This window comes from Candidatus Methanoperedens nitratireducens (assembly GCF_000685155.1).
Lineage (GTDB): Archaea > Halobacteriota > Methanosarcinia > Methanosarcinales > Methanoperedenaceae > Methanoperedens > Methanoperedens nitratireducens.
In genome coordinates this window covers 72,745-97,741 of sequence record NZ_JMIY01000007.1, presented here as the reverse complement: position 1 = coordinate 97,741, position 24,997 = coordinate 72,745, and the positions used below count along the sequence as shown (strand labels likewise).

Annotated in this window: 30 protein-coding genes; 11 read left to right on the top strand and 19 right to left on the bottom strand. The window is 43.0% G+C overall.

The genetic code is table 11. The features are described 5' to 3' along the window. Nucleotides 1–161: 161 nt before the first annotated feature. Both ANME2D_RS12465 and ANME2D_RS12460 read right to left on the bottom strand, forming a co-directional pair. Nucleotides 162–596: an ester cyclase gene (locus ANME2D_RS12465; RefSeq protein WP_198527427.1), complete on the bottom strand. Its 435-nt coding sequence runs from the start codon at nucleotides 594–596 to the stop codon at nucleotides 162–164. 84 nt (nucleotides 597–680) lie between these two features. Then, nucleotides 681–845 (bottom strand): DUF1059 domain-containing protein, encoded by a 165-nt coding sequence (locus ANME2D_RS12460; RefSeq protein WP_048092308.1) that lies wholly within the window; start codon nucleotides 843–845, stop codon nucleotides 681–683. 73 nt (nucleotides 846–918) lie between these two features. Here ANME2D_RS12460 and ANME2D_RS12455 point away from each other — a divergent pair, with 73 nt between their 5' ends. Both ANME2D_RS12455 and ANME2D_RS12450 read left to right on the top strand, forming a co-directional pair. Next, nucleotides 919–1,212, top strand: a complete 294-nt coding sequence (locus tag ANME2D_RS12455; protein WP_048092306.1) for a WYL domain-containing protein — start codon at nucleotides 919–921, stop codon at nucleotides 1,210–1,212. Between the two features lie 29 nt (nucleotides 1,213–1,241). Then, nucleotides 1,242–1,865, top strand: coding sequence for a 6-hydroxymethylpterin diphosphokinase MptE-like protein (locus ANME2D_RS12450; protein WP_048092304.1), 624 nt, complete (start codon nucleotides 1,242–1,244; stop codon nucleotides 1,863–1,865). 56 nt (nucleotides 1,866–1,921) lie between these two features. Here the strand turns inward: ANME2D_RS12450 and ANME2D_RS12445 are convergent, their stop codons facing one another. The 7 genes from ANME2D_RS12445 to ANME2D_RS12415 all read right to left on the bottom strand — a co-directional run bounded on the left by ANME2D_RS12445 (nucleotide 1,922) and on the right by ANME2D_RS12415 (nucleotide 8,320). Next, the gene (locus ANME2D_RS12445; protein ID WP_048092301.1) at nucleotides 1,922–2,971 is read right to left on the bottom strand and encodes an ATP-binding protein; all 1,050 of its coding nucleotides are present in this window, start codon (nucleotides 2,969–2,971) and stop codon (nucleotides 1,922–1,924) included. A 19-nt stretch (nucleotides 2,972–2,990) separates the two neighbouring features. Then, nucleotides 2,991–3,926 carry an SEC-C metal-binding domain-containing protein gene (locus ANME2D_RS12440; protein ID WP_081810332.1) on the bottom strand — a complete coding sequence of 312 codons (936 nt, stop codon included), beginning with the start codon at nucleotides 3,924–3,926 and terminating at the stop codon, nucleotides 2,991–2,993. Nucleotide 3,927: 1 nt separating this feature from the next. Beyond that, nucleotides 3,928–4,779, bottom strand: a complete 852-nt coding sequence (locus ANME2D_RS12435; RefSeq protein WP_048092296.1) for a BRO-N domain-containing protein — start codon at nucleotides 4,777–4,779, stop codon at nucleotides 3,928–3,930. Between the two features lie 242 nt (nucleotides 4,780–5,021). Next, nucleotides 5,022–6,236 (bottom strand): restriction endonuclease subunit S, encoded by a 1,215-nt coding sequence (locus tag ANME2D_RS12430; protein WP_048092294.1) that lies wholly within the window; start codon nucleotides 6,234–6,236, stop codon nucleotides 5,022–5,024. After that, nucleotides 6,233–7,327 carry a DEAD/DEAH box helicase family protein gene (locus ANME2D_RS12425; protein WP_048093584.1) on the bottom strand — a complete coding sequence of 365 codons (1,095 nt, stop codon included), beginning with the start codon at nucleotides 7,325–7,327 and terminating at the stop codon, nucleotides 6,233–6,235. Before ANME2D_RS12425 ends, ANME2D_RS12430 begins: the two co-directional genes overlap by 4 nt. Nucleotides 7,328–7,389: 62 nt before the next feature. Continuing rightward, nucleotides 7,390–7,569 (bottom strand): hypothetical protein, encoded by a 180-nt coding sequence (locus ANME2D_RS12420; RefSeq protein ID WP_048092292.1) that lies wholly within the window; start codon nucleotides 7,567–7,569, stop codon nucleotides 7,390–7,392. A gap of 397 nt (nucleotides 7,570–7,966) precedes the next feature. After that, nucleotides 7,967–8,320 carry a hypothetical protein gene (locus ANME2D_RS12415; RefSeq protein ID WP_048092290.1) on the bottom strand — a complete coding sequence of 118 codons (354 nt, stop codon included), beginning with the start codon at nucleotides 8,318–8,320 and terminating at the stop codon, nucleotides 7,967–7,969. Between the two features lie 125 nt (nucleotides 8,321–8,445). Here ANME2D_RS12415 and ANME2D_RS12410 point away from each other — a divergent pair, with 125 nt between their 5' ends. Continuing rightward, complete coding sequence (locus ANME2D_RS12410) at nucleotides 8,446–9,468, top strand: flippase-like domain-containing protein (protein WP_048092288.1); 1,023 nt, start codon at nucleotides 8,446–8,448, stop codon at nucleotides 9,466–9,468. Here ANME2D_RS12410 and ANME2D_RS12405 read toward each other — a convergent pair. The 6 genes from ANME2D_RS12405 to ANME2D_RS12380 all read right to left on the bottom strand — a co-directional run bounded on the left by ANME2D_RS12405 (nucleotide 9,454) and on the right by ANME2D_RS12380 (nucleotide 16,221). Then, on the bottom strand, nucleotides 9,454–10,350 hold the full coding sequence (locus ANME2D_RS12405; protein WP_048092286.1) for an ATP-grasp domain-containing protein: 897 nt from the start codon (nucleotides 10,348–10,350) through the stop codon (nucleotides 9,454–9,456). The genes ANME2D_RS12410 and ANME2D_RS12405 overlap by 15 nt on opposite strands. A gap of 7 nt (nucleotides 10,351–10,357) precedes the next feature. Further along, nucleotides 10,358–13,105, bottom strand: coding sequence for an alanine--tRNA ligase (alaS, locus tag ANME2D_RS12400; protein ID WP_048092284.1), 2,748 nt, complete (start codon nucleotides 13,103–13,105; stop codon nucleotides 10,358–10,360). 179 nt (nucleotides 13,106–13,284) lie between these two features. Beyond that, a complete protein-coding gene (locus tag ANME2D_RS12395) occupies nucleotides 13,285–14,697 on the bottom strand; it encodes a DHH family phosphoesterase (RefSeq protein WP_394295710.1) in 1,413 nt (470 codons plus the stop codon). A gap of 47 nt (nucleotides 14,698–14,744) precedes the next feature. Continuing rightward, entirely contained in the window at nucleotides 14,745–15,311 is a 567-nt protein-coding gene (locus ANME2D_RS12390) for a ZPR1 zinc finger domain-containing protein (protein WP_241763370.1), read from the bottom strand. Nucleotides 15,312–15,325: 14 nt separating this feature from the next. Next, nucleotides 15,326–15,697, bottom strand: coding sequence for a cell division protein SepF (locus ANME2D_RS12385; RefSeq protein ID WP_048092278.1), 372 nt, complete (start codon nucleotides 15,695–15,697; stop codon nucleotides 15,326–15,328). Nucleotides 15,698–15,738: 41 nt separating this feature from the next. Then, nucleotides 15,739–16,221, bottom strand: coding sequence for an RNA-binding protein (locus ANME2D_RS12380; RefSeq protein WP_048092276.1), 483 nt, complete (start codon nucleotides 16,219–16,221; stop codon nucleotides 15,739–15,741). An 87-nt stretch (nucleotides 16,222–16,308) separates the two neighbouring features. Here ANME2D_RS12380 and ANME2D_RS12375 point away from each other — a divergent pair, with 87 nt between their 5' ends. From ANME2D_RS12375 to ANME2D_RS12355, 6 genes are read left to right on the top strand one after another with little or no spacing between them, the layout of a single operon-like run. Next, on the top strand, nucleotides 16,309–16,524 hold the full coding sequence (locus ANME2D_RS12375) for an LSm family protein (protein WP_048092274.1): 216 nt from the start codon (nucleotides 16,309–16,311) through the stop codon (nucleotides 16,522–16,524). 16 nt (nucleotides 16,525–16,540) lie between these two features. Beyond that, a complete protein-coding gene (locus ANME2D_RS17470) occupies nucleotides 16,541–16,711 on the top strand; it encodes a 50S ribosomal protein L37e (protein WP_081810270.1) in 171 nt (56 codons plus the stop codon). A gap of 28 nt (nucleotides 16,712–16,739) precedes the next feature. Next, nucleotides 16,740–18,221, top strand: coding sequence for an amidophosphoribosyltransferase (purF, locus tag ANME2D_RS12370; protein ID WP_081810269.1), 1,482 nt, complete (start codon nucleotides 16,740–16,742; stop codon nucleotides 18,219–18,221). Nucleotides 18,222–18,251: 30 nt separating this feature from the next. Continuing rightward, complete coding sequence (locus ANME2D_RS12365) at nucleotides 18,252–18,887, top strand: Era-like GTP-binding protein (RefSeq protein ID WP_048092272.1); 636 nt, start codon at nucleotides 18,252–18,254, stop codon at nucleotides 18,885–18,887. 5 nt (nucleotides 18,888–18,892) lie between these two features. Continuing rightward, the gene (locus ANME2D_RS12360) at nucleotides 18,893–19,252 is read left to right on the top strand and encodes a DUF2073 domain-containing protein (RefSeq protein WP_048092270.1); all 360 of its coding nucleotides are present in this window, start codon (nucleotides 18,893–18,895) and stop codon (nucleotides 19,250–19,252) included. A gap of 3 nt (nucleotides 19,253–19,255) precedes the next feature. Beyond that, on the top strand, nucleotides 19,256–19,714 hold the full coding sequence (locus ANME2D_RS12355) for a Zn-ribbon domain-containing protein (RefSeq protein WP_048092268.1): 459 nt from the start codon (nucleotides 19,256–19,258) through the stop codon (nucleotides 19,712–19,714). On the opposite strand, the gene ANME2D_RS17045 is transcribed toward ANME2D_RS12355, so the two are convergent. Further along, a complete protein-coding gene (locus ANME2D_RS17045; RefSeq protein WP_052368912.1) occupies nucleotides 19,702–20,421 on the bottom strand; it encodes a hypothetical protein in 720 nt (239 codons plus the stop codon). The two genes, ANME2D_RS12355 and ANME2D_RS17045, sit on opposite strands and share 13 nt — an antisense overlap. A gap of 140 nt (nucleotides 20,422–20,561) precedes the next feature. Between ANME2D_RS17045 and ANME2D_RS12345 the strand changes: the two genes are divergently transcribed. Then, a complete protein-coding gene (locus ANME2D_RS12345; RefSeq protein ID WP_048092267.1) occupies nucleotides 20,562–21,107 on the top strand; it encodes a pyruvoyl-dependent arginine decarboxylase in 546 nt (181 codons plus the stop codon). Here the strand turns inward: ANME2D_RS12345 and ANME2D_RS12340 are convergent. Further along, a complete protein-coding gene (locus ANME2D_RS12340) occupies nucleotides 21,104–21,721 on the bottom strand; it encodes a class I SAM-dependent methyltransferase (protein WP_048092265.1) in 618 nt (205 codons plus the stop codon). The genes ANME2D_RS12345 and ANME2D_RS12340 overlap by 4 nt on opposite strands. 120 nt (nucleotides 21,722–21,841) lie before the next feature. Here ANME2D_RS12340 and thiD point away from each other — a divergent pair, with 120 nt between their 5' ends. Further along, complete coding sequence (thiD, locus tag ANME2D_RS12335) at nucleotides 21,842–23,188, top strand: bifunctional hydroxymethylpyrimidine kinase/phosphomethylpyrimidine kinase (RefSeq protein WP_048092263.1); 1,347 nt, start codon at nucleotides 21,842–21,844, stop codon at nucleotides 23,186–23,188. Nucleotides 23,189–23,249: 61 nt separating this feature from the next. Here thiD and ANME2D_RS12330 read toward each other — a convergent pair whose 3' ends face one another. Both ANME2D_RS12330 and ANME2D_RS12325 read right to left on the bottom strand, forming a co-directional pair. Continuing rightward, complete coding sequence (locus ANME2D_RS12330; RefSeq protein WP_048092255.1) at nucleotides 23,250–23,546, bottom strand: protealysin inhibitor emfourin; 297 nt, start codon at nucleotides 23,544–23,546, stop codon at nucleotides 23,250–23,252. Nucleotides 23,547–23,585: 39 nt separating this feature from the next. Beyond that, nucleotides 23,586–24,701: a M4 family metallopeptidase gene (locus ANME2D_RS12325; RefSeq protein ID WP_198527426.1), complete on the bottom strand. Its 1,116-nt coding sequence runs from the start codon at nucleotides 24,699–24,701 to the stop codon at nucleotides 23,586–23,588. Nucleotides 24,702–24,997: the final 296 nt, after the last annotated feature.

The window sequence follows — 24,997 nt, the reverse complement described above, 5'->3', positions numbered from 1 at the left end:
TATAATTTCATACCCATTGGTTTCTGATTTTAAAAATTATTCGTATGAAGCATTATTCTTTATAAATTTTTTTACGGGCTTTATTTATAGTTAATCTGATAGATCTAACAGTCACGCAAATAATAGAGATCCTTGAATTTCAATAACTCCTACGGCTTTCCTCACATCAGGCCAAGCTGCCTCATCATTCCCACCAGGTCGTAGAAGAGCCTCTCTTCGACAATCTCCCCATTCTTCCAGTGGGCGACTGTGCAAAACTCAAGTCGAAAATTTTTGTTCGTGGGCGGAATTGTTTTGCCATCAGGACCCTTCATTGGCCCCTTCATGGTGCCTGTAAATTCAGCCACTGAGCAGGTGTAGTCGCCCTGACCGAAATAAATCTTATACGGATTGTTCTCGACATGGTTGTCAGGAAATGTCTTGAAAAATTCCACAGCTTCCTTTTGATGCGCGGCTCGTCCTCTCGTGGGCTCCGTCTGACCTGGCCAGTACACGGCGACATTCTCAGCATGACGTTTGCTGAACGTATCCCAGTCCTGGGTATTCCATGCATCATCCAGTGTTTTCATCAGTTGCAGGTTTTCCTCCACGCTCACTTCGATCACCTCCTAATTACGATTATCCCATCATCTTTTAGAGAGAGAACTAAGTCCTAAAAAATTGGAGTAGGCTATACTGGCCTACATCTCCCTTGTATTTCTAAGTATATCTTCCTTTGACATACTCTTTTGATGTGTGGTTCTGGCATGCTGCTGGACCAGTGAGGCCATTTCATCTTCATTCTCATCTCTGATCATGAAGGGACAGTCTACACCCGCTGACCTGCAGTCAAACTCCTTGGTCATTGTTGTTCACCTCCCCAAATATTAATCTGTCTCAGCGACTAATAAATATTGTTATCAACTGGAGGTGGAGGACATGAACCCAATTATTTGCTCTGCAATACGCTCAAAGCAGGTCATCCGCTTATATTACAGAGGCGGTTTTCGCATGATAGAACCGTTTTGCTATGGAGCCAGTACTGCTGGCAGTGAGTTACTGAGGGCATACCAGACCGGCGGCTACAGTGAATCCGGCAGTCCTTCTGGATGGAAGCTCTTTCGGGTATCTGAAATATCGGACCTGACACTCACTGATGAGCACTTTGAGAGTACAAGACCCGGCTACAATCCCAAAGACCCGGCAATGGTGACGATCTACTGCTGTATTTAAGAGCGTGCCTGAAGATATATGATACATTGATGAATTTTAAACAATGGGAACCCATATACGAGGAAATACTTCGCGATTTCGGCTGGAGTCGCACAAAAGACGAGGAAGCCGCACGATTATTATCAAACCTGCTCTCTGGAAAAGCCGCTGATCCATCGATCCTGAAAGAGAAGCTTCATGGAAAAGATGTCCTTGTCTGCGGAAACGCGCCCGTGCTCTCTGATGACCTTGATAAGATCGATACAAACAGGTATGTGATTATCGCTGCCGACGGCGCAACAAGCGTACTACTAAGGAGAGGCATCATCCCCGATGTAATCGTCACAGACCTTGATGGCTATATACCTGATGAGATCGAGGCAAACAGGAGAGGCGCGATAATGGTCGTGCATGCCCACGGACATAACATGGATAAGCTTGGCATAGTGAAAACGCTCAGTAATGTTATTGGTACAACCCAGTCTGCGCCGCTATCCAATGTTCACAATTTCGGAGGCTTCAGCGACGGCGACAGGTGCGTTTTCCTTGCCCGTGCATCCGGCGCAAGAAGTATAAGACTTGCTGGTTTTTATTTCGAGGACGAGAACGTGGGAGACATAAAGAAGAAAAAGCTCAGGTGGGCGCGAAGACTCATTGCCATGATACACCAGTGATATCTATTAATTGGAATTATGCTCATTAAATTGCGCGCGCGCATTTAAATGCGAAGTTAGCATTTCTCATAATATGCACCACGACCTTTTCCTATCTTCCTAAGGAATCCTTTATGGACGAGTTTTCGAATTAACCTTAAGGATTGATTTCTATTAACACCACAGATATTCCTTGCTTCTTCATTTGTAATTTTTCCATTATTTTCAAGGTAATTTTTTAGTAGCTGAAGCTTTTGTTCCTCTGAAAGCCCTTTAATCCGTGTGTATTTCTCTTTTTCTCCAATAGAAGAGAGTATCTCATTAGTAAGCTGATAATATGTTCCTCTTCCCGTACCTATACGTTCAATGAAGATACCTTCCATTGAACTTAATAATTCAGAGGTCTCTCTTTGGGTCCGCTGTAGTATTTCAGAGGCTTCGCTTGTTGAGATTTTGTCATTCCTTCTTAAATGATGCAACACTATTAATTCTTCAAGCCTCCAACCATGACCTTCTCTGGCTTTTCTTCCTACAAATTTCGCGATTGCTTCATCAAAAGCGCCATTTCTGATAATAACCTGAACCGCACCTGCTAATTCTGGATACTCAGGGGGCAATTTCCCATAAGAAAGCAGTCTTCGATACATCCTGTCAACTCCCAGCCCTCCACGATTTACCGCACCAATATACTGGAGTATTTCCGCTAAGAGCGGGTTGCGTCTTACTGGTGGATGAGTTAAAATATTGTGTGGAGTAACTCCACCAATGAAGGAACCAGGACTTGAAATTTCAATCCTGTCAGAGAACATTATTACAAAATCCAGGAAGTCTCCCATTTTGCCGTTTTGAAGTTCCACTCTCTTTTTACCATGAGGATTGCCCCAATCTCGCCATCTGTATGGTTCTTTGAGCGAGGGAGTGAATGACTTTCCGACCGCCTGGCACTTTAGTTCCTCTTCTTGCTCTTTTTCGTCAAGTATTCGAAGGAACATCATCCAGGTAAGTTCTGGGATGTACTCCAGGGCGCCTTTTGTCCGGTCGCGGCGCATGATGTCGCAGACCGATTTTATGTAGGCGTTCATGCTGGACTGGTCTGTTACTGTTCTACCGTTATTGTTTTTTGGCATGATTTAACCTATCTCTCATTCATGGCATACCGCAACATTTTTTGAATTTTTTCCCGCTACCACAGGGACATGGCGAGTTGCGACCAATTTTTTCGTTACTGACGAGTAGAAGTGAATCTTCAGGTAGTTTTTTGTGTCCACCATGTTTTTCAACCAGACCTTTGCTGATGTCTTTGAGTTCTCTGTATCTGCTTTTCAATATATCAGGTACTTCATTGTCACTTTCCATCCATTTATTGAATATTTTAATTGCATCTACTTTTTTAATGGAGGGATTTTCTTCAACTTCGAGCCCTTTTTCGAAATCAAATTTTGCAGTGAATAAATCTGAGGTAACATCGGTTTCTTTATCATATTTTAGAAATACAAGGTGAGCGGTATTGCATTTACATGCAGGGTCAAGACAATACATGTCATCTACATAATATTTTTCTTTTTGATATTCAAAGTCAAAGCTATATCCACTGCCTCCTGACAGCACACTGCCGTAATCGCCGAAAACTTCAGAATAAGGTATCAGTATTCCCTTTTTTATTTCATGTAAAGGCATGTCAAATTTTGCCGCTCTTGATGCTTTTTTCTTTATATGTTCATAATCTCCCTTGAATTTGTTTTTTATTTCATCGGTGAGATTATTGATGAATTCATCAACAAGGCGCTGGCAAATTTCCGACCTTTTTACTTTTCTATTTTCCTTCCATGTTTCAAGATTTAAATGGAAATAGAACTGTATCCGGTTCGCCAGCGGAGCGCCGCTTTCGTCTATTTCCGAAAATTCAAGACCCACTTCGCGGCAATTGCATTCGGGACTATTGCAATACTGTTCTAACATTAAAAAGGGATTTTTATGAGATTCAAATCTCACTAATGGCATATTTTTTGCATCATGGAATTTTGCAGACCTGCCAGATTTACGCTGGATACGGACAATTCCTCTATATGTTTCGATTTTCATGTTATCTTTTTTCAATTGGCTTTTTTTTATTTTCTATTCTTTTAGTTCTCTCCGGCGCTTTAAGATAATTATCTCCTGAAACTACACTTTTCCCAAGTTTCCCTTCAATATCTTTTCGTGTCGCTCCAGCCACATCTCCCCCGTCTTTTGCATCTTTTCGAAAGTCCGGGAATTTCCGGGAATCCCTAGCGCGGGTAAATCTTGTAGTTGTAGCTTCGCCAAGCATGGTCAGTATCAATTCAATATCATCCATATGATCTCTTAAATTTTCATTTTTCAATCCTTTCAATCGCTTGTATTCGGTGGGCGTCAATCCGAAAGTAGCTCTGGATATATCGGAGGTCAGAATAGAATAATCCTGTTTGGACTTTGCACCTCTTTTATCCCACTCGTCAGTCAGTTCGTTTCTTATCGCAATTCCCCTTGCTCTTTTCTCTATCCACTCATCAGAGTAACCTTTCAATTTATAGATCTCTTTCATCCTTTTTTGCGCAAGTTCCGGGTCTTCTATCTCCTGCACCCGTTCATAGCCGACTTTTGCAAGCCATCTTTTGAAGGGTTCGGCTTTTGGGGATGGGATTGACTGGATTATTCTGAACATGGATTCTGTGTTGGCACAGTCCGTTTTGTAACTCTTACCATCGGCTGAAGGCAATTTCAGTTGTACCCAAATTGGGGACAACTCAAGTTGTTGAAATTCCCTGTCTTTAATTTTGCCCCAATACTGCCTTGGTTTTGGACTATCTGTTAAAACCTGTACAACATCAACCACTGAAAAATACCACTGTTCATCATGCCATGTTCGTCTTATTTTGGCTCCCTCGAAAACAACAAGCGCGTCATTTGAATCCATATTGATATCTCTATATTATCGTGTTAAAAAATGGTTGGGATAGCAGGGCGAAAGTAATATTCAGATGAGGCCTTTTTTTCATTAAACGGAGGCAGTAATTAGATTCTTGGATATATATTAAAAACGAACCGCAGATGAACGCAGATGAACGCAGATTTACTGTATTGTATCCGTGTTCAATTGAGGTCAATAGGATTTTTATTTCTTTTTCAAGTTGCGCTGTCATTTCTTTCATAATATCATCAGCTAATGATTTGATATTGCCCGAAGACTTCATTGAGGATTGAGTTGGGGAGCTGATTGATGGCGTTGAGTTGATTATTTATTTGATATTTCATATTTTCAATTTCTTTTTCTTTTTGATTTAAAATGGCTATTACCTTTTCTTGTTCTAATCTATCGGGCAGAATAACCTCAAAATCAAATAATTCATTTTTATTTATCGCTTCAAAAGTACTACCATTTGATTTCTCTTGTAATTTTTGAACATTATATTTTAATTGAAATAATATAAACTCTCTATTAGTTTTAGGTCTAATTGATGCTAAACCTCTACCAATACAACAATCAGCATCAGCAATGTTTGTAGGGCCGACTGGAGCTCGAATCGAAATCAAAATATCTCCTTTTTTAGCTATCTTTTTAGGTTTAGAACACCAGACTGTGGGCGCAGGAGAGATTAAACCAAAATCTTTCTTCCCTTGATAAAACGGTAATCCTTTTTGTAGTTTATTATATGACGAACTGGAGGGAGATTGCCCCATTATGATTTCTGAGATGTTATTATCACCGAGTTTAAATCTTTTCCACTTAGCAGAAATCTCTTTTTTTTCAAAAATGTTTTTTAAAAAACTTTGAAAGATGCTTTCTATGACTACTTTTTGCCTTTCCGCTTCTTTTTTAATCATCTCGATTTGAGCCATTTGCTTCTCGATTTTATCAACTATTTTCTTTTGCGTATCTATTGGGGGAACTACAACTGGAAGTGGTCTTAAAATCCTCATGCTTAAACCACTTCGTTCATTATCCCCAGTGAGATTTCTTAATTTTTGATATCCACTCTTTAAATAATAAAATAAAAATGTATAATCCAATTGGTCTCTTTTTTTTGGTATAAATGCAACAATTGATTGATTACAGGCAGCTTCCGTTTTTAAAACTGCAACTGTACCTCTTGTTTTGCCTTGACCATTCAATGCAATCAATACTGAATCTTTAGTTAGTATTCTTGCATTCGAATTTTTGAGACCTAATTCAGTAATGCGTCCATCAACATCATAAATGAATTCCTTGTTAACATCGCCTGATACAATCCATTTGATATTCCCTCCAAAATACTCTGGATGGCTTTTAGAGGGCGTCCCTCCGGTTTTTAAATCGCAAACGTTTTCCATTTTATAAACGTGCCATCCTTCAGGCAATTTGTTCTTTTGTTTGACGATTAACTCTTGTTTCATGCCGCCAGATAACCGTCCTCCCATCCCTTAGCATACGGATATTCATACACAGGCTCTCCGAAATACATGATATTGTTCCTGCTGATTTTCTCATCCTTATCTTTTTCAGGAGATTTCTCGCCAGTTATCTTCCTTGGCGTCGCAGTCAATCCAATCTGAACCGCATTGGGATTATTTGTGAGGACGACACTCCACTTATCCCATGCGCTCCTGTGGCATTCATCAATAATGATATGACTGAAATAATTCTCAGGATAATTTTGCAAAAAGAACGATTGGTCTCCATCTTCATCAATACCCAGCGCCTGGTATGTTGACACAATAATCCTGGCATTCTTTTTAGGGTCCTTATTCTCAACAAACGCCGCATTATCGCCGAAAACAGAGAACATTTGCCCGAACCCCTGCTTCCTGAGTTCGTTTCGATCGCAAACAAATAAGGCCCGTCTCAAATGTCCCGCCTCAGCCAGTTTATGCAAAAGCTGGACAGCTATTCGTGTCTTTCCCGAACCCGTCGCCAGAGAGAGCAAAACTCTGTTCCAGCCTTCTTTCTTTCCTGCAATTTTCTCAAGCACAGCCCTTATCGCTGCATCCTGGTAATATCTTCTTTCAGATTGCCCTCCCCTGTACGGAACAAATAGTGGTTTAGCATTATCATCTGCAAGTGAAAAACCTCTACTCTCTTCATATAACTTTTTTAATAATTCTGGTTCAGGGAAGCTTTCTATAGGAAGCTCTTCCGTGACTTTCTCGCTAAAAGAGTCATATGCAACAAAAAGATAACCATTCGTTGAGAACACAAACGGAACGTTAAGACTCTTTGCATATTCTTTAGCCTGTCCTAATCCGAGAGTTGCATGCTCTCCTTCTTTCTTAGCTTCCAATACACCTATAGATAGCGGATTATCCCTTTCTTTTACAGGAAGGCACAAAAGATAGTCCGTTCTACCTTTCTTTCGCTTTGTTTTTCCATTAATTATTTCAATAGTGCCTGCGGTAGTCTCTCTTCTAATCAGGTCATCAGTCCAGCCAATTTTATGCAATGCTGGATCAATTAATTTCGCTCTTGTGTCTGCTTCATTCAGTCCCATTTTAAAAGAACGTTCCCTTTTAAATTGCTCTGTACATTGTTCATTATTACTTCAAATACAGGTCATTTCTTCTTATACACATTCAGCCCGACCTTGACCGCTTCCTTCCCAGGAACGGATTGATTACCTTCAGACGAGGCGATAATAATCGTTTTCCCTGATGATGAAGGGCCGAATTCTTTAGTTAAATCCACCCTGATTGTTAAGATATTTCCATCTACCGACATTTCAACATTTTTCATATTTTTATTCTCCTTCTTTATTGCTCAGTTTTAATACAATCCCTCTATTCTATCCATTCCTATTTCCTCATATTCTTAATAAATTTTACTAAGCGTTTTTAATCTCCTCCAGCGAAAGTCCAGTAATATACCTTACTTCTTTTAATTTCATTAACCTTTCTATACTTTTCTGAAAAAGTCCGTTATCTACGCTTTTTTCATTTTCATCTATGAACATCATTCATAGCAGACCCTGTGGTTTTTAACCAGAATATAATAATTGTTTGATATATACGTCCGTAACCTATAAATAGTTTGTTCGTTTATATACGAACAAGTAGTGGGCAGATAAAAAATCTTTTTTAACAGATTTCATCTCCTTCCTATCCTACCACAATCTGCCCACTTTACTACTTAACTAAAACATAATCTGGCTGCCCAGTAGAATTAGAACTGCTATCCCGACAATAAGAATCAATACCAGCACTGGAGCGATTAATGTTCTTAACAGATTATGCACCCTGTCAACACTTATAATCAGGTTTTTTATTGATCCTTCTATAAGTTCAGCCTGCATTATCAATTCCTTATTCTCGTAAGTACCTGCGGCCTGTACTGCATGTATATCCTGCATTTTCTCACCGTTTTTGTGAATATCTACAGGATTAGTAGCAGGAACAGTTTCTTTAATATCCTCTTTTACAAGAGCCTGTTTTTTTTGCTGTTGAGGTTTATTCTTTAATAACGCCTTAAACATCGCATCTTCATCCATATATGTACCCTCTGCCTTTAGAATTAAATTGGCACAAGACGCTATTACTTTTATATATTTAAATTATTTGACTTTAATGCACCAGCAATTTTATTTACTGTTAGTACAAGTATCGAGAAGATCTCATGGAACGATTCAGAACAAAGAACATCTGGTTTGTGGTAATTATAGGCGGGGTAATCCTGGCAGCTTTCACGAACGAAGTAGGGCTTGAGACGTTTATTTCTCGAATAAGTAATGTCAGCAAGCCACTTTTTCTTCTGGTGATTTTGTTCAATTTTCTAAACATCATAGCTTTCACAATAACCTGGAAATTCCTGATCTCTGCGGATATCAGTATTTACAAATTATTTAAATTCTATATGGCAGGGACCTTCATCAACAACATCACTCCGACATTCGGGACAGGCGGTGAACCTGTAAAGGCGATGCTACTCGGAAGAGATACATGCACCAGCAAGGCAGAATGCTTTGCCGGGGTTGTCTCTCAGAGGATGCTGAATATGTTCCCTTTTCTGGTTATTGGCGGTCTGGGTGTAGGACTACTGTTCTCCAGACCAGGAGTAAGTTTTGGAACGTGGCAGGTAATAGCTTTGATGTTCTCTATTGGACTTGCTTTTAGCACTTTCGGTCTGGTCATCTATTTCTATATCAGGAAAGACAAGCTCTCTTCATTTGTTCATTCATTGATCCGATTCTTTGCTCCCTTCATCGGATTTGTGAAAAAAGGTTTTGATCACAGAGCCTATGCCGATGCTGTCGAGGAGTCGATTAATTCTTTTCACGGGGGTCTGAGGAACATACACAATAATAGAAGCGGTATTATTAAAGCCACATTATTCTCTTTTCTTGGCTGGGTTTTTGATATCCTGGCAATATATGCAGTGTTTCTCTCCTTAGGAGAGACAGATATCCATATCAGTATAATGGTCATCACCTATACGATCTCAATGATAAGCGGGTGGCTTCCTCTTTTCCTTCCAGGCGGACTGGGTGTAGTGGATGGGACTATGGCATATCTTTTTATATTCAGCGGAGTACCAATTGAGGTTGCAGTGGTTGCAACATGGCTCTACAGGCTCGTATCCTATGTGCTTAACACAGTAGTCGGAGCATTTTATTTGAGAGCATCATTAAAGCCTGAATAATTCGTCTTTTTTAAAAGTGAAACTGCCATTTACATCAACTTTGTGAGGAAGCTCCCCGAATCTTGATTTTAAGATCAAGTCAGCTATTTCAGTCCCGATCACCCTGCTTATCCCGATTATAGATGTGGTCGGTCTCGGGTTAACATCAACCACGTATGGCCTATCGCCAAGCACTATATCCACACCTGCATATCCCCTGCATCCAAGGAGTTCTAACGCCTTTTTTGCTATCTCAACAATCTCACTATTCCTGGCGCAGTAGTACGGCACTGTCCCGCCTTTATATGAAATTGTGTTGTTGATATCAATCAATTGTCTGTTAACCGTGAGGGGAAGCTGTGTTCGTCCTGTTATTATACTTACGCTTAAGTGTTCACCTTCAATAAACTGCGTAGCTATGAAGCCTTCTTTTAATCTGCCAGAAACGCTTCTATGAATTCCATCAGATGCGCATCCAGACCTGGGTTTTATCACGTAGTCCCCCTTATATTCCCCGCTTTCGATTGTTTCAGGCACAGGGATTTTCTCCTGTGAGAGTATGCTGGTACATTTAAGCTTATCAGCACACAGACGTACCGAGTCAGCAGGACATCCGAGGTTTACCGTGTTCTCCTCCACTAATTCAGTAAGATCGCCCAGAATCTCATCCGGGGCAATTATGAGTCCTGCATCACATTGTTTTGATATTCTTGTGATTGATTCCTCAAAATCCTCTGCCCTTATGCCGGCTCCTTCATCAAGCTGCGTACCTGCTGTTGGATAGAACACCTCATGACCGCATGAAGCAAAACTCCTGACAAGAGTACGGAGCATAGCCCTGCCCTCTGGCGTGAACTCGTGAATGCCTTCGCCTACTGCGTATTCGGCAACCATTATTCTCATAGGATACTTATTCCACCCTCTCCCTCACCAGTTCCACTCCCCTCCTCAGCGCCTCATCAATCTTCCCTGCATCAGTCCCTCCTCCCTGCGCTATACCTGGCCTGCCTCCCCCTCCACCGCCGACAAGTTTTGATATCTCGCGCACTATTGCACCTGAATTGATACCTAACTTCTGGGCGTGCCCGCCTGCTGAGACAACAAGCTTAACACCGCCAAGATCGCTTGCCAGGATTGCCACCATATCATCATCCTTACTGAACTCTGTGGCTGCCTTTATCAGCTCATCCACATCTGCCTGCGGGATCTTCTTTGAGATCACTCTTAAGCCGTTTATTCCCACTGCCTCGCTCATTATGGCCTTTACCCGCACTTCTGCCAATTCAGCCTTGAGGCGCTCGCTCTCTTTCTTCAGGTCCTTCCATTCCTCGAAGAAGCGGTTGACTGTATCTGGCAACTGCTCAGGCGTGACCCGAAGTGTTTCTGCTGATCTGTTCAGCAACTCATCCCTCTCCTGTATATGTTTTACAGCGGCCTCTCCTGCTGAGAACTCGATGCGTTCTACGCCATCCTGTATCCTCTCAGTCTTGATGAGCTTGATAGGGCCGATTATTCCTGTATTTGGGACATGCAACCCGCCGCATGCCTCCACATCGTTCCCGACCTTCAGGATGCGTATCTCCTTTCCTGGAGGGACGCCGCCCTGGTACAGCACAAAACCGTATCGCTTCTCCGCCTCAACCCTGTCCATCCATTTAATGATCACAGGCAGATCCTGCATTACTACTCTATTTGCAAGCAGTTCTATTTCTCTGAACTCAGAATCAGAGATACGTTTATAATGGGTAAGGTCAAGCCTTGCCCTGTCTGTGGATTTCTGTGCACCTGTCTGCCATACATGTCTTCCGAGGACGGATTTAGCAGCCTCATTAACGATATGCGTGGCTGTGTGGTGGCGCATATGTGCAAGCCTTCGCTCCATATCAATTTTTCCTTTTACGGTATCCCCTTTCTTAAACCCGAAACTTGAGTCGGTCTCATGGAGGATGATGCCATTGGTGATCTGGGCATCCACCACGTTCACAGCGATATCATCAAGAGATAACGTGCCGTGGTCAGCAGGCTGCCCTCCTCCCTCAGGATAGAATAATGTCTGGTCAAGGATTATCTTATTCCCGATGACCTCAATAACAGTAGCCTCAAACTCTGATTGAGCAGGATGTTCATAGTACAGTTTCCTCGTGGGCGGAATATCCAGCGGCAGAGCCTGTTTCTCCTCTTCCTCTGCCTTGCAGTGTTTCTTCGCCACAAGCGAATAGAAGGTATCAGGTAATTCAACATCAACTCCTTCTTCTTTTGCCACTTCGCGTGTTATCTCAGGCGGGATACCGTGCGTGTCGTACAGCAGGATCAATTCTCCAAGTGGCATACTCTGCTTTTTTTCTTTGAAGTGAAGGGCTGTCTTCCTGACCAGTCTTGAGCCGCGCTGTATCGTATCAGCGAACTTCTCTTCCTCAAGCATGAGGATCTCCCTGATCGTATCAATCCTCTCCCTGAACTCAGGATACTCCGGGAGGTTCCTTATCTGCATCTCTACAATATCGGAGAGCGGCACTTTTATTCCAAGATCCCTCATCATGCGAAGCGTCCTTCGAAGCACAAGCCGCGCAAGGTAACCTGCCTTTACATTGGATGGGATGATGCCGTCACCCAGCATGAATGCAAGGCATCTTGAGTGATCTGTAATAGCATAGACCGTTTCTACAGGCTCCATAATCTCCTGAAGCTTTTCAACAGTAGTGCCGATGCTTTCTGCAACTTTCCTTCTCAACTGGAGGAGATTTGCCTGCCCGCTGATATCCATTACACCTGCAAATCTTGCATTCTGTGAGAATATGCGCGCATACTCTGGATTCTCTATTGAGTGCTCCAGCCCTGCAAGCTCCATAAGTCCGGCAACGATATTTGGAAATACAGCATCGTATATGGTAGGTGAGCCTTTGGAGGCCCAGACAAACCTCTCAAGCCCGTAGCCTGTATCCACAATATAGGTATCCATCTTCTCATAACTCTCACCTTTGATATCTATCGGGCCGCCTTTTGTCTGTTTCAGGTTCATGAAGACAAGCGTGGCAAGCTCAAGCCCGCCGACAAGTACTTCTACGCTCGGACCTGCATTCCCCCCTCCTGCCCACGGCGATTCTTTATACGTCACTGCGTTCAGGTCAAGACCGAGTTCTGATAAGAGGGTATCGCATAACTCCACTGTTCTGTCCTTCCAGTAGATCTCATTTCCTCTTGAATTGAAGACATGATGGGCCATCATCTCAAAGTTTGTAAGATGGCGTCCGCTTCGCCCCACTGCATCGAGGTCATCAAGACGGATACACGGCTGGGAAACGGTCAGGGGATTTGCAGGAGGCGGGACAAGCCCTGATGTAACAAAGGGCTGGAAATCCGCAATCGATGCTATTGTTAGGTAGATATCATCACGCCAGCGTGCGATAACAGGGTAACGCTTCACCCGCGTGTGCCCGTGCCTTTCAAAAAAAGATAGATACGTCTCACGCATGGAGGGTATATCGTATTCTTTCTTGAACACAGGGTTGCCAATAAATGAGTATGATACACACGGCGGGTCCCCGCAGAGCTCACGCTCGTGATCCCGCGTCCAGAAGTTCTTGCCGCATCCGGGACACTGTTTTCGCACAAAGCCGTTCTCTTTAAAATAATCCAGTTGGTACTCGTCCTCTAGCATATTATGGAATATTAATTGTAATTGTAATACATAATAGTTTTTAAAAATCGAGACCGTTTCAATTTACGTTGGTTAATATAATTGGATATTTTAGCAGTATTAACAACGAACTGGTACGAACTCGATACGAACTCGGGCTGATGAGTTCGTACCAGTTCGTTTTGAGTTCGGTGTTTATATCAGCTTGACTCTTTCTGTATCCCTATGGCAGAGAGTAGTCGTTTAACCACGACCTCCTCAGTGAGTTTCATCAGTGTCTGTTTATCCTTTGTACCTCCGAACACCCCAAGCGGGATCTGTGCGCCTGCAAGCATAGCATGGCCTCCTGCTTTATCTGACCCAAAAGCATCCTGCATTACCTTGCCTATGTTGACTCGCACATCCCGGCTTCTGCCTGATATATAGATTTGGTCTTCACCAAGTCCGAATATAATGGTCGTGGTTATTCCCTCAAGATTGAGTAGATAATCAGCAGCCTGGGCAAGTGTATCCCTGTCGTGAATAGTTCCAACGTTTGATATAAGATAACTGCCTCTGATATCCCGGTTCTTAATGGCCTCACCGAGAACATTAATCTCCTCGGTTGATCTGGAAGGGGTCTTGATCCTGCTTAATATATCATGGTTTGCAAGGGGGTAGAGGTACGCGGCTGCGGTTAGATCTGCAGGGTCTGTGTTCCTCTGGAAATCATTGGTATCGACCTTTATACCGTATAAAAGGGCGGTGGCAAGCTCTGTCTTGATAGGTATCTCAAGATCCTGCAGATATTTTGTCATTATAGTGGCTGCTGCACCTATATTGGGTCTTATATCAACATACTCTGCCTTTACTTCACCTATATCTGCCTGGTGGTGGTCTATTACTATGCTGACCTGCGTATCAGGAGGGAGCAGGTTATTCACCCCTGGCATTGAACATTCTATAAGGGCTATTTTTTTATAATCCTTAGCATTAAAATCTCTGGATTGATCTAATTCTATATCAAGCAGATTTATAAAAGCCTTATTCTCATGGTGCCCTATCTTTCCATTATAGAGTATCTCGGCCCTGACTCCCACACTGCTGGCTATCTCTTTTAAGCCCATTGCACTCGATATTGCATCAGGGTCCGGGTTATTGTGAACAATAATTGCAAATTTTCCTTCTCCCACATTACTTATTAATTTTTTTAAATCCTGGGCTAATTTAACTGAAGTGATCTTCTCGATGTACTGGACTATGGCCAGAGCTATAGCCCTGTGGGGAAGTTTTGAAGGAAGGACAACAAGATCAGCGCCAGTAGTTTCCATCTCTTCTTTTTGCTGATAGTCGTTGGCCCTGGCAACGATTTGAACATCAGGTGCTGTTTTTCTTATAAAGGCTAGCGCATGCTTATTTGCCTCAATATCTGAACTCATTATGAATACAGATCTAAGCTGCCTGAAATCAAATTTACCGAGTATGTCAGCATCTTCTATATCCCCCAGTATAGCATTCAGGTTTTGCTCTTTTAATGTTTCGATTTTTGCTGAATCATTATCTATGAGGATGATGTTCTTATTCCTTGTTCCAAGCTCATTTGCCAGGGCAAGGCCTATACCTCCGCTTCCCAGAATTGCGTATGTCGCCGTGATTGGCTTTAAATCGTATGATCCTTCCTCTATGGCAAAGCCTCCTTTTCAAATATTACAGTTCCGGTTCTCAGATGTTCTGCTTCTTCATCTGTGAGCTTCCTTCTGATTGCATTTTTTGCGATAATAGCACTGTTGCCCATCGGGTCTTCGATTATAACAGTAATCTCATACTCTCCAGCCCCTGTTTTCTCAATTAAAGATAGAAGTTGCTCTGCGCACTCAGTTTTTTCTTTTTCCCCCCACCGTGTCACCATCTCAAGTATATCCTTTACCCTATCAAGCACACCTTCTATATTCGATATAAACGATTCAGAGGCTGACCCTGGTTCTATATCTATACCGAGTTCAGGTATCCGTATCGTTCCTGACGTGGATCTCACAACCCGCGCATTAAGGTCATCCTGGCTTTTTACATTTAACTCATAATGTACAGGCTCGCGCTGGGTCAGGATCAACGTATCCGAGTATCGAAATCCGCATTCACATATCGATGTAATATGCATCACATCACCAAAAAAAGGAATATTGTGAGGAACCCAGTTTGTCACAAGTTCTCTGCTGCATAGTGGGCAGGCATTTCTGGTAATTAACAAAGGGTACTCTGCGTTCACTTTAGTTTCTGTCTATCTATGCGGATACTGCGCGGTGTTACAATAACCTGATCTTCTTTTATCAGTGCAATATCACCATGGACATCGTTAACTACCTGTTTCAGGTCTTTAATCGCCCTGTCAAAGAGGAGTTTGTCATGTTTTGCCGGTGATACATCAATAAAAACAACATTTCCTTCATAGATCTGCTTCTTTAATTCAGGCAGTATCTCAAGCCCTGTGAGCTCAGCTACGCGTATAAACATACTGGTAGGTTCATCCTTAAAACCTTCTTCGAATTCAGAAAGATCAAGTTCCTGATACTCCTCGATCTCAGATTTTACCTTCTTCCCGCTTCCAATGAGCTTATCTAGAAATTTTACTGCCATAAATTCATCACATGTTCTTCTTAATGTGTATTTATATTTATCTATTTCTGTTCAAATTTCCAGAGTTCATCTCCGACATAGTGGATGGACTTAACTGCTTTACCTGTCCTTCCCGCCATATCTTTTCCAGGCACAAGCGCCTTTCCGATGGACAGTGCTTTTCCATGTGTCTGCTCAACAACTATAACAAGGTCACCTTCCTTTATAGATGGATCAGCCTCTACTATTCCTCGGCCCATAACATCTGCACCGTTTATAATGAACCTTACAGCCCCTGGATCTACCATCACCCTTCTCTGCACAGGATTCAATTTGAGCGCGCCCCTGACAGTGGGAAATATCTTACCATTAAATTTAAACAACAGAGGCTCGCCATTCACGAGGATGAGATCCCATTTATCGGTCATAACATACTCAAGTTTCTTGTTTGCAAAAGTGCTTGCGTCCCCGAAAGCTTCTATAATATCATTGATAAGGGCTTTTTCATCGGTTTTTCTCAATATATTCCGTGATTTTACTCTCATTGTCCACCAATAGTTTTAAATATTCAACTGACAACTTTGGTGCATTATTGTGTCAATGATTTAATAAACTTTATTAAGGAGCGTTTTATGGGAAATAGACCCCTTGACATTTTAAACAATGCGTTAAATAAATCGGTATTAATACGGTTAAAAGGTGCCAGAGAATTCAGAGGCGAGCTACAGGGATACGATATGCATATGAATCTCGTACTGGCAAATGCAGAGGAAATAAAAGAGAATGAGACAAAAAAACTTGGAACAGTAGTAGTCCGCGGAGATAATATCGTGTTTATCTCCCCATAATAAGAGGTGATAATAGATGTCAAAAGGTACGCCCTCAATGGGCAAACGCCAGCATAAGACGCATGTTAAATGCAGAAGGTGTGGCAGTGTTTCATTAAATAACCATACAAAGATGTGCGCATCGTGTGGATTCGGCAGGACCGCACGCATGAGATCTTATAAGTGGCAAGAGAAGTCAGGATATTAAATTAGGTTTAAGGCTTAAGGTGACCCTGTTGCATGAAGAATGTGGTGTGGTTGGAGTCTCTTTTAAAGAAGAATCGCAGGCTGCGCTCACTCTTTATTATGCTCTTTACGCTCTTCAGCACCGGGGACAGGAATCTGCTGGCATAACCGTTCATGACGGTATGCAACTCTGGACTTTAAAAGACATGGGCATGGTGCCTGATGTTTTTAACAGGCGGGATATCCAGAGATTAAAAGGTCATACAGGTATAGGGCATGTCCGTTATTCGACTACAGGCGGATCTAAAATAGAAAACTGCCAGCCGCTTCATGTCAGTTCTAAGAGCGGGACAATAGCAATTGCACATAACGGCAACCTTGTCAATTCAAAAGAACTAAGATGTGAGCTTGAGAGAGAGGGAAGGATATTCCTGTCTGAATCAGATACTGAGGTCATAGCGCATCTCCTGGTAAAGGAGCTGATGCACTACGATCTGGAGGATGCTATCCAGGAATTGATAAGGAGGCTTATCGGTTCCTATTCGCTCGTTGTTCTGGTTGATGATAAGCTTATCGTCATTCGTGATCCCCTGGGCATCAAGCCCATGTGCCTTGGCAGGATAGAGAATGGTTTTGTTGTGGCATCTGAAAGCGTAGCTATCGATATATTAAATGGAGAGCTTATTCGTGATATAGCTCCTGGTGAGGTGCTTATTTTCAGCAATGGAACGTATGAGAGTCGCCAGTTAGTTAAATCAAAGAACTATGCCCACTGTGTTTTTGAATATATATATTTTGCACGCCCGGACTCGATCATAGATGGTGAGCTTGTCTACAATGTGAGGATGCGCATAGGCCAGACGCTTTCTGAAGAGCACCCTGTAAAAGCAGATATCGTTTCTCCTGTACCGGATTCAGGAATCACATATGCAATCGGATTCTCAAAGAAATCAGGTATAGACTATATGGAGGGGCTGATGAAAAACCGGTACATCGGCAGGACCTTCATCATGCCGGGGCAGGATATGAGAGAGACTGCAGTCCGGCTGAAACTCAATACCATAAAACCCAATATAGAAGGCAAGAGTATCGTACTGGTGGATGACAGCATTGTGCGCGGAACCACGTCAAGGCGTATAATAGACCTGATGCGCAAATCAGGAACAAAGGAAGTACACATGAGGGTTGCAAGCCCGCCTATTATTTCACCATGTTATCTGGGTATCGATATGGCCACAAGGGAGGAACTTGTTGCAGCGCATAAAGCTGTAAAAGGGGTAGAGGCAGTGATCAATGCCGATTCACTGGGTTACCTGAGCATTGAAGGACTGGTGAGATCGATCGGTATCCCCTATGATGATCTGTGCGTCGGATGTTTGACCGGGGTTTACCCGGTTGAAATTCCGGGTGAGCGTTGTGCTAAAAGACAGCTAAAACTATCTGAGTTTGATGAGCCTGTCAAAAAAGAATTGAGATCTTTAGGTTCATCAAAGTTTAATGAGCCTATCAAAATAGAAAACTTAAAAAGATAGAAACAATATTAAAAATATTGAGGCATAACTATGGGCATAATAAAACGGCTGGGGATAAATTTTACCTGGTTAAAAAAGATATTATTCAAGAAAAAAACAGCAAGAATAGGAATATATGGTCCTCCCAATGCAGGTAAGACCACACTGGCTAATCGAATCCTGAGGGACTGGACCGGTGATGCCATGGGCTCAGTATCAAATATTCCTCATGAGACCCGCAGGGCAAGGCGGCGTGAGGACGTGACAATCCTGTCGAACGGTTCATCGGTGGTGCTGGACATAATAGATACACCCGGGCTTGCTACTAAAATCGATTTTCATGATTTTATGGCTTTTGGCCTCTCAGAGGAGGAATCGAAGAGACGTGCTAAAGAGGCGACCGAAGGGGTGATTGAGGCTGTAAAATGGCTGGATGAACTTGATGGGGTATTGCTCGTAATGGACGCTACAGAAGACCCGTATACACAGGTGAATGTGACGGTCATAGGCAACATGGAGGCGCGAAAGCTTCCGCTTTTGATAGCTGCCAATAAGGTCGATCTTCCAAACTCATCTCCATCGAGGATACACAGCGCTTTCCCCCAGCATCCTATTGTACCTATATCCGCTCTTGAGGGACAGAATATAGATCTGCTATATAAAGAAATTGCAGAACACTTCGGGTGATCAAAATGAATGGAATTCAATTGGACTTAATATCTGAAGATAAACTTGATGGTATGACTTCTATGGAAAAGGTGAGATTAATCCTGGACAGTGTCAGAAATGGGAGAATCCTTGTGCTTGAGAGAGGTCTCACCCCGAGCGAGCAGACAAAACTGATAGAGCTTACCATGACAGAGATAGCACAGGATGATTTCTCGGGGATCGAGATTGAGAGTTATCCTGTAAAACAGAGTGATAATTTTCTTAATAAATTGCTCGGGAAAAACTCACTCAAGACCAGGCTTACGGTTATAGGTCCGGCCACACAGCTAAAGACGATAAAAAAGGACAGGGATCTGATAAGCGCACTTGTCTCAACACCATAGATTATGCCACATAGATGTACCAGATGCGAGAGCATATTCAGGGATGGAGCAGCTATAATATTAAATGGCTGCCCGAAATGTGGCTGGAATAAGTTCCTCTATGTCAGGGACAGGGGAACCGCACCAGATTCAGTAGAAAAAGCAGGGATAGCAACACAATCAACACAATCAACACAATCAACACAACCAATTCCACCCGCTGCTTCTAAGTTTATTAAAGAAGTTGATGAACTGCTCGGGAATAACACTCCAGAACAGTCAGAATTAAAAAAGATAAAAGAGGAAACAAAGTCAGAGAGCGATAGGGTGGAGTCTGTGAGGATACTATCTCCGGGCTCGTATGAGCTGAATCTTGGATCACTTCTTGAAAGAGAAGAGATCGTCATGGCACTTAAAGAAGATGGCACGTATATCGTTCATCTGCCATCTATTTTCCATAAAAAGAAACATCAAGACCGGTAGTATATATTGGGTGTAGAGTATATATATGGTGAGTATATACCAAGTCCGTCTTTATCCTTTTTAACCTGCAGCTCGTAGGTTTCGCTATCACTAGTTCTAAGGAGTGCTTTTCCATTATTTTTATCAAGCGCAATCTCGATGTATCTCTCCTCAGTAAAAACACTGATGGTTCTGTTATCATCTGATTTGAGGATCTGTGCATTAACCGCCCAATCGATACCGAGATCATCTTTCAAGAATATGTTAAGTCTAAAGCTTTCGTTACCCGGGACATTATCCCAGTTAAACAAATACGGGTTTGAGTATCTCTTTGGATATGGTGAGTCAGGCGTATAGATATCTATTACGCTTATACCCTCTCCAAATTTAATACGTGAATCATGCAAATAATAACCCTTATCATATCTTGTAATGTTCTCTACCCTCAGGACTGCTTTATCCTGATCCATTTTAATTATCTCATAATCGAAGTTTGAGAATACGGCTTTTACTTTTGGCTCAAGACCCCTGCTACCAAGAAAGAGGATATACAATCTTGGTAGCTTGCTAAGATCGTAATTAACAGTGAATATTGCCCCGGTCTTATCAAAATTAATCGTGAGTGAAGTGATATCAAGTGAGTTCTTCTGGTTTTTCCCTTCTGTAAAAGGAAGGACTAAGAATATAAGTACAAGTACTGTGAAGATTACAAAGACCAGATTTCTCATGATCAAAATAATATACGTTATGTAAATATATCTTTCGCTATTCTTTCACTATTCTTATTGATAGTGAACAGACAAGTGCATAAAAACAAATAAATGTGTACACGACATTATAGTTTCATATAGGGGGTCAGCCGCAGTTCATGTTTGTTCCCAGAAGAGTATTCTTAACAAAAGGGGTGGGTATCCACAGAGATAGACTTGCATCCTTTGAGCTTGCGCTAAGAGATGCAGGTATAGAGAAGTCCAATCTCGTCTCTGTATCAAGTATCCTGCCGCCCAGTTGTAAAATGATACCAAAAGAGGAGGGACTGAAGCTCCTGAGCCCCGGGCAGATAACCTTCTGTGTATTTGCAAGAAATTCAACCAACGAGCCAAACCGCCTGGTCTCTGCTGCAATCGGGGTTGCTGTACCTAAAGATCCCGGTATCTACGGGTATTTATCAGAGCACCATTCTTTTGGTGAAGTAGCTAAAAAAGCTGGCGATTACGCAGAAGATCTTGCAGCTACCATGCTTGCAACAACCCTGGGTATTGAATTCGATATTAATAAGGCATGGGATGAAAGAAAGCAGATATACCAGGCAAGCGGACTCATAATCACAACAACCAATATCAGCCAGTCTACAGAGGGCAATGAAGAGGGATTATGGACGACAGTATTTGCTGCTGCCGTCTTCTTAGATTAGAGTTTTTTTGCAACAGCAGAGATCATATGCCGTATATAGTATTCCCCATTAAACCGCTTCTCTGCGCGGGATTCAGCAGTATTGAATGAAAAACCTTTCAATAGTTCATTCAATTCGTTCTTATTGAAATAGTGGTAAATGACACCGCTTTTTCTGGAGAAGGTATTATGCTCAACCTCGATCCCGCCATACCTCATATCATCCTCTCCAAGAACCTCAATGAACAGCAGTCCTTCTTTCTTAAGTATCCTGCGGCATTCCCTGATTGCAAGTTCCCTTTCTTTTAACATGAGATGCTGGAGCACGCCGTAGCACCATATGATATCAAAGGACGCATCCTGAAAAGGCATCTCATAGATATTGGCTGCTAAAAACTCAGTATCAAGTCCACGATCTGCACTTCTTTTACCTGCCATCCTGAGAGCATTGAGTGATACATCAAGGGCAACTACATCAAACCCGCGCATCCGCAGGGGAAGCGTGTATCTTCCACCCCCACATCCAGCGTCCAGTAAACGCCCTTTTTTACAGGAGGGATCCAGCAGTCCAAGGGAATAATGCCCTCCCCTCCAGCTTTTATATTCACTGTTCCATGCTTTGATATGAGCTATCATAGAAGACTTCTGTAATTTTAAATTATTTCATGGGCTTATCTTGTTTTTTGACGACTAAGATAACGGGTTCATGATGCTACAGGAAGACTTTCTTCACTTTAACTGTAACTATTATAACGTATGCAGACCATTCTTTATATGATGCCGACAGTACTGACCATAGCAGGTGTGGACTCGGGCGGGGGAGCTGGTATAGCCGCGGACATAAAGACATTTGCAGCGCTCGGGGTTCACGGCACATGCGTAGTAACATCGGTTACAGCGCAGAATACAAAGGGTGTCCTGAATTCCTTTGATATTCCAGCCGGATTCATTGAGGAGCAGTTCAATGCAGTGATCAGCGATATCAGGATAGATTATGCCAAGACAGGTATGCTCTCATCACCTGATATTGTCAGGGCAACAGCAGGGCTGATACGTGAGTACAGGCTTCCTCTTGTTATAGACCCTGTTATGGCAGCAGAGGCTGGCGGAGCACTTCTTATGGATGAGGCGGTCGGGGTTTTGATTGATGAACTCCTGCCCCTTGCAGCGGTGGTGACACCAAATATACCAGAGGCTGAGCGATTATCTGGTTTTAAGATAAAGGATATAAACGATGTCAAGAGAGCTGCTGAGAAGATCCACGACCTTGGGGCAGGCGCAGTTATAGTGACAGGAGGGCATCTTGAAGGAACAGATGTGCTCTATGCGAACGGGGAGTTCACGTACATCCTGGGAGAACTGGTAAAAGGAGGCACACACGGCTCAGGATGCACGCACTCAGCCGCGCTCACGGCAGAGCTTGCAAAAGGAGCGCCTCTTATAGAGGCTGCCAGAAGCGCCAAGAGGTTTGTGGAACAGGCGATACTTACAAGCGTACAGATAGGTGGAGGAGCTGCGCCCGTGAACCAGCTCGGACACACGCTGGCAGAGGCCGAGAGATACCGCGCCATCAAGAGTGTGGAGGAAGCAGTTGAGCTAATTGAGAATAATAAGGGATTCTCAGAGCTCATCCCGGAGGTGGGATGCAATATAGCTATGGGAATACCGAATGCATCTTCGATTTCGGACGTGGCTGCTGTTTCAGGCAGGATTATCAGGCTGAAAGGCTCACCCCGTGCAGTGGGATGCGTCCTGTTAGGAGCAAGCAGCCATGTGGCAAGGATAGTGCTGACCGCGATGAAGGCTGATAGCTCGATGAAGGCTGCGATGAATATACGTTATTCAGAGGAGGCGCTTTCTGCCTGCAAGGAGCTCGGGCTAAGAGCGGAATCGTTCTCAAGAGAGTTTGAGCCAGAGGGTGTCTCAACTATGGAGTGGGGTGTGGCTGAAGCCATTACAAAAGCTGGCAGGGTTCCTGATGTGATCTATGATACAGGCGATATCGGGAAGGAGCCTATGATCAGGCTTCTGGAGAAGGATGCTGTTGAGATTGCAAGAAGGGCGCTTGAGATATCAGGCGCGATGATGAGGAAGCTGGTCTGAAGTCGTGATGGGATATTGAGGGCTGGTTTAAAAGCGCCCGATCTTCTATATATATGGTCTCTTACTTCCTTGCATACGCAACCAGAGACTGAAGCAGTGGTCGCAGTGCTGCAGGAGCGACTGGATCGCTCACCTCAACAGTATGCTTTCTTCCTTCTTTTTCAACTGTCAGTCTGTACACAAAGTAATCAGCACCTCGTGTTGGCACCGGGAACTTCTCTGGCAGGTTGAAAAAACCAGATGCATCTACCATCTCAAGCAGCTTACGCGCCTCTTCAGGAGGAAGCGTATCCGTATCCAGTGTGACCGCCGTACGCAGCCCTGCAAAGCCACCTGTACGAACAAACTGAATCAACATATTGATTATCTATGTACTCCATGCATCATAATCATATTGTTATTTCTTCTTAATTGTGATTCCTACATCTGCCCATCCTTTTTTCACAGCTTCATGCTCCTTGCTTCCTTCACCGAACATTGCTCCGGCTATCTGGTATGTCTTATTCGCAGCATCCTGGAAACTGGAGTTATATCTGAGCCTGTCTCTTAATGCGATATACCAGATTCTACCAGCCTTCTCCCATGCATACCCACCGATTTCCATTGCTGTAATGCAGAATGCACGGTTCGGGATGCCTGAGTTTATATGCACTCCTCCATTATCTTCCCAGGGAGACAAGCGCACGTAATCTTTCATATGCCCTGGCTGCGGATCCTTGCCCAGCACAGGATCATTATAGGCAGTTCCTGGCTCTTTCATCGATCTGAGGGCTTTGCCGTTCACTTTTGATGTGAAAATCCCTTCACCGATCAGCCAGTCTGCCTCATCTGCAGTCTGGTTGAGTATGCGCTGCTTCACAAGAGAACCAAAGACATCAGACATATGCTCATTCAGCGCACCTGGTTGATTATAATAAACAAGTCCTGCTTCGTACTCTGTAACGCCGTGCGTCAATTCATGTCCTATAATATCCATTGATATGGTGAATCGATTAAAGAGTTCTCCATCACCATCGCCATAGACCATCTGCCGTCCATCCCAGAAAGCGTTGTCGTAATTCTCACCAAAATGAACCGAGGAGAGTATGCACATACCCCTATCATCAATAGAGTTGCGCTCAAACACATCAAGGTACATGTCGTAGGTAGCATTCGCACCATCATAAGCCTCTTTTACTGCCTGGTCATTACTGTTCCCGGGTTCCTGCACTTCATCTCCTGGAAGTCCCTGTCCGTGTTTTGCATCGTAGACCTTGATACACTTAACACCCACTGCCGGTGCAACATAGACTTCTGCAAATGCCTCGCGCCGTCCACGTATTCTCTCGGATACCATTAATGTTTTTAAGGCCAGATCTCGCTGTTTTGGGCTACCTTTCTGTGCAAGCTCCTTCAGCATATGCGGGGGGATTATGCACTGAATAGGTATCCTGTCAGTCATTTGTTCCTGCTTTCTTCCTGCTGCTCTTTCTTCTTTAGAAGAACGTACATTTCTTAATATATTCCTGCACATATTTATCCTCCTTTTTCAGAAACGAAGCTCCAAGTAATGCAGTGGCATGTTTGTATCTGTGCTACAATAGCCTTTTTTAAGCCATAGATTTTCCACCAGTTCAAAGCTTATCCACCACCATCATTAATGGATATACACGTTACTCTTTCATCATCTTTTATTATGTATAAAAGTTTCGGTAGAAGCCTCAAGTACTGATTGTACTTGCGGATTGTAAACCATAAAGTATACATAAACCCATTTTCCGCACATTTTAATACAACTCCCTCCCGAATCAGTATTTAGAAAATGGACTA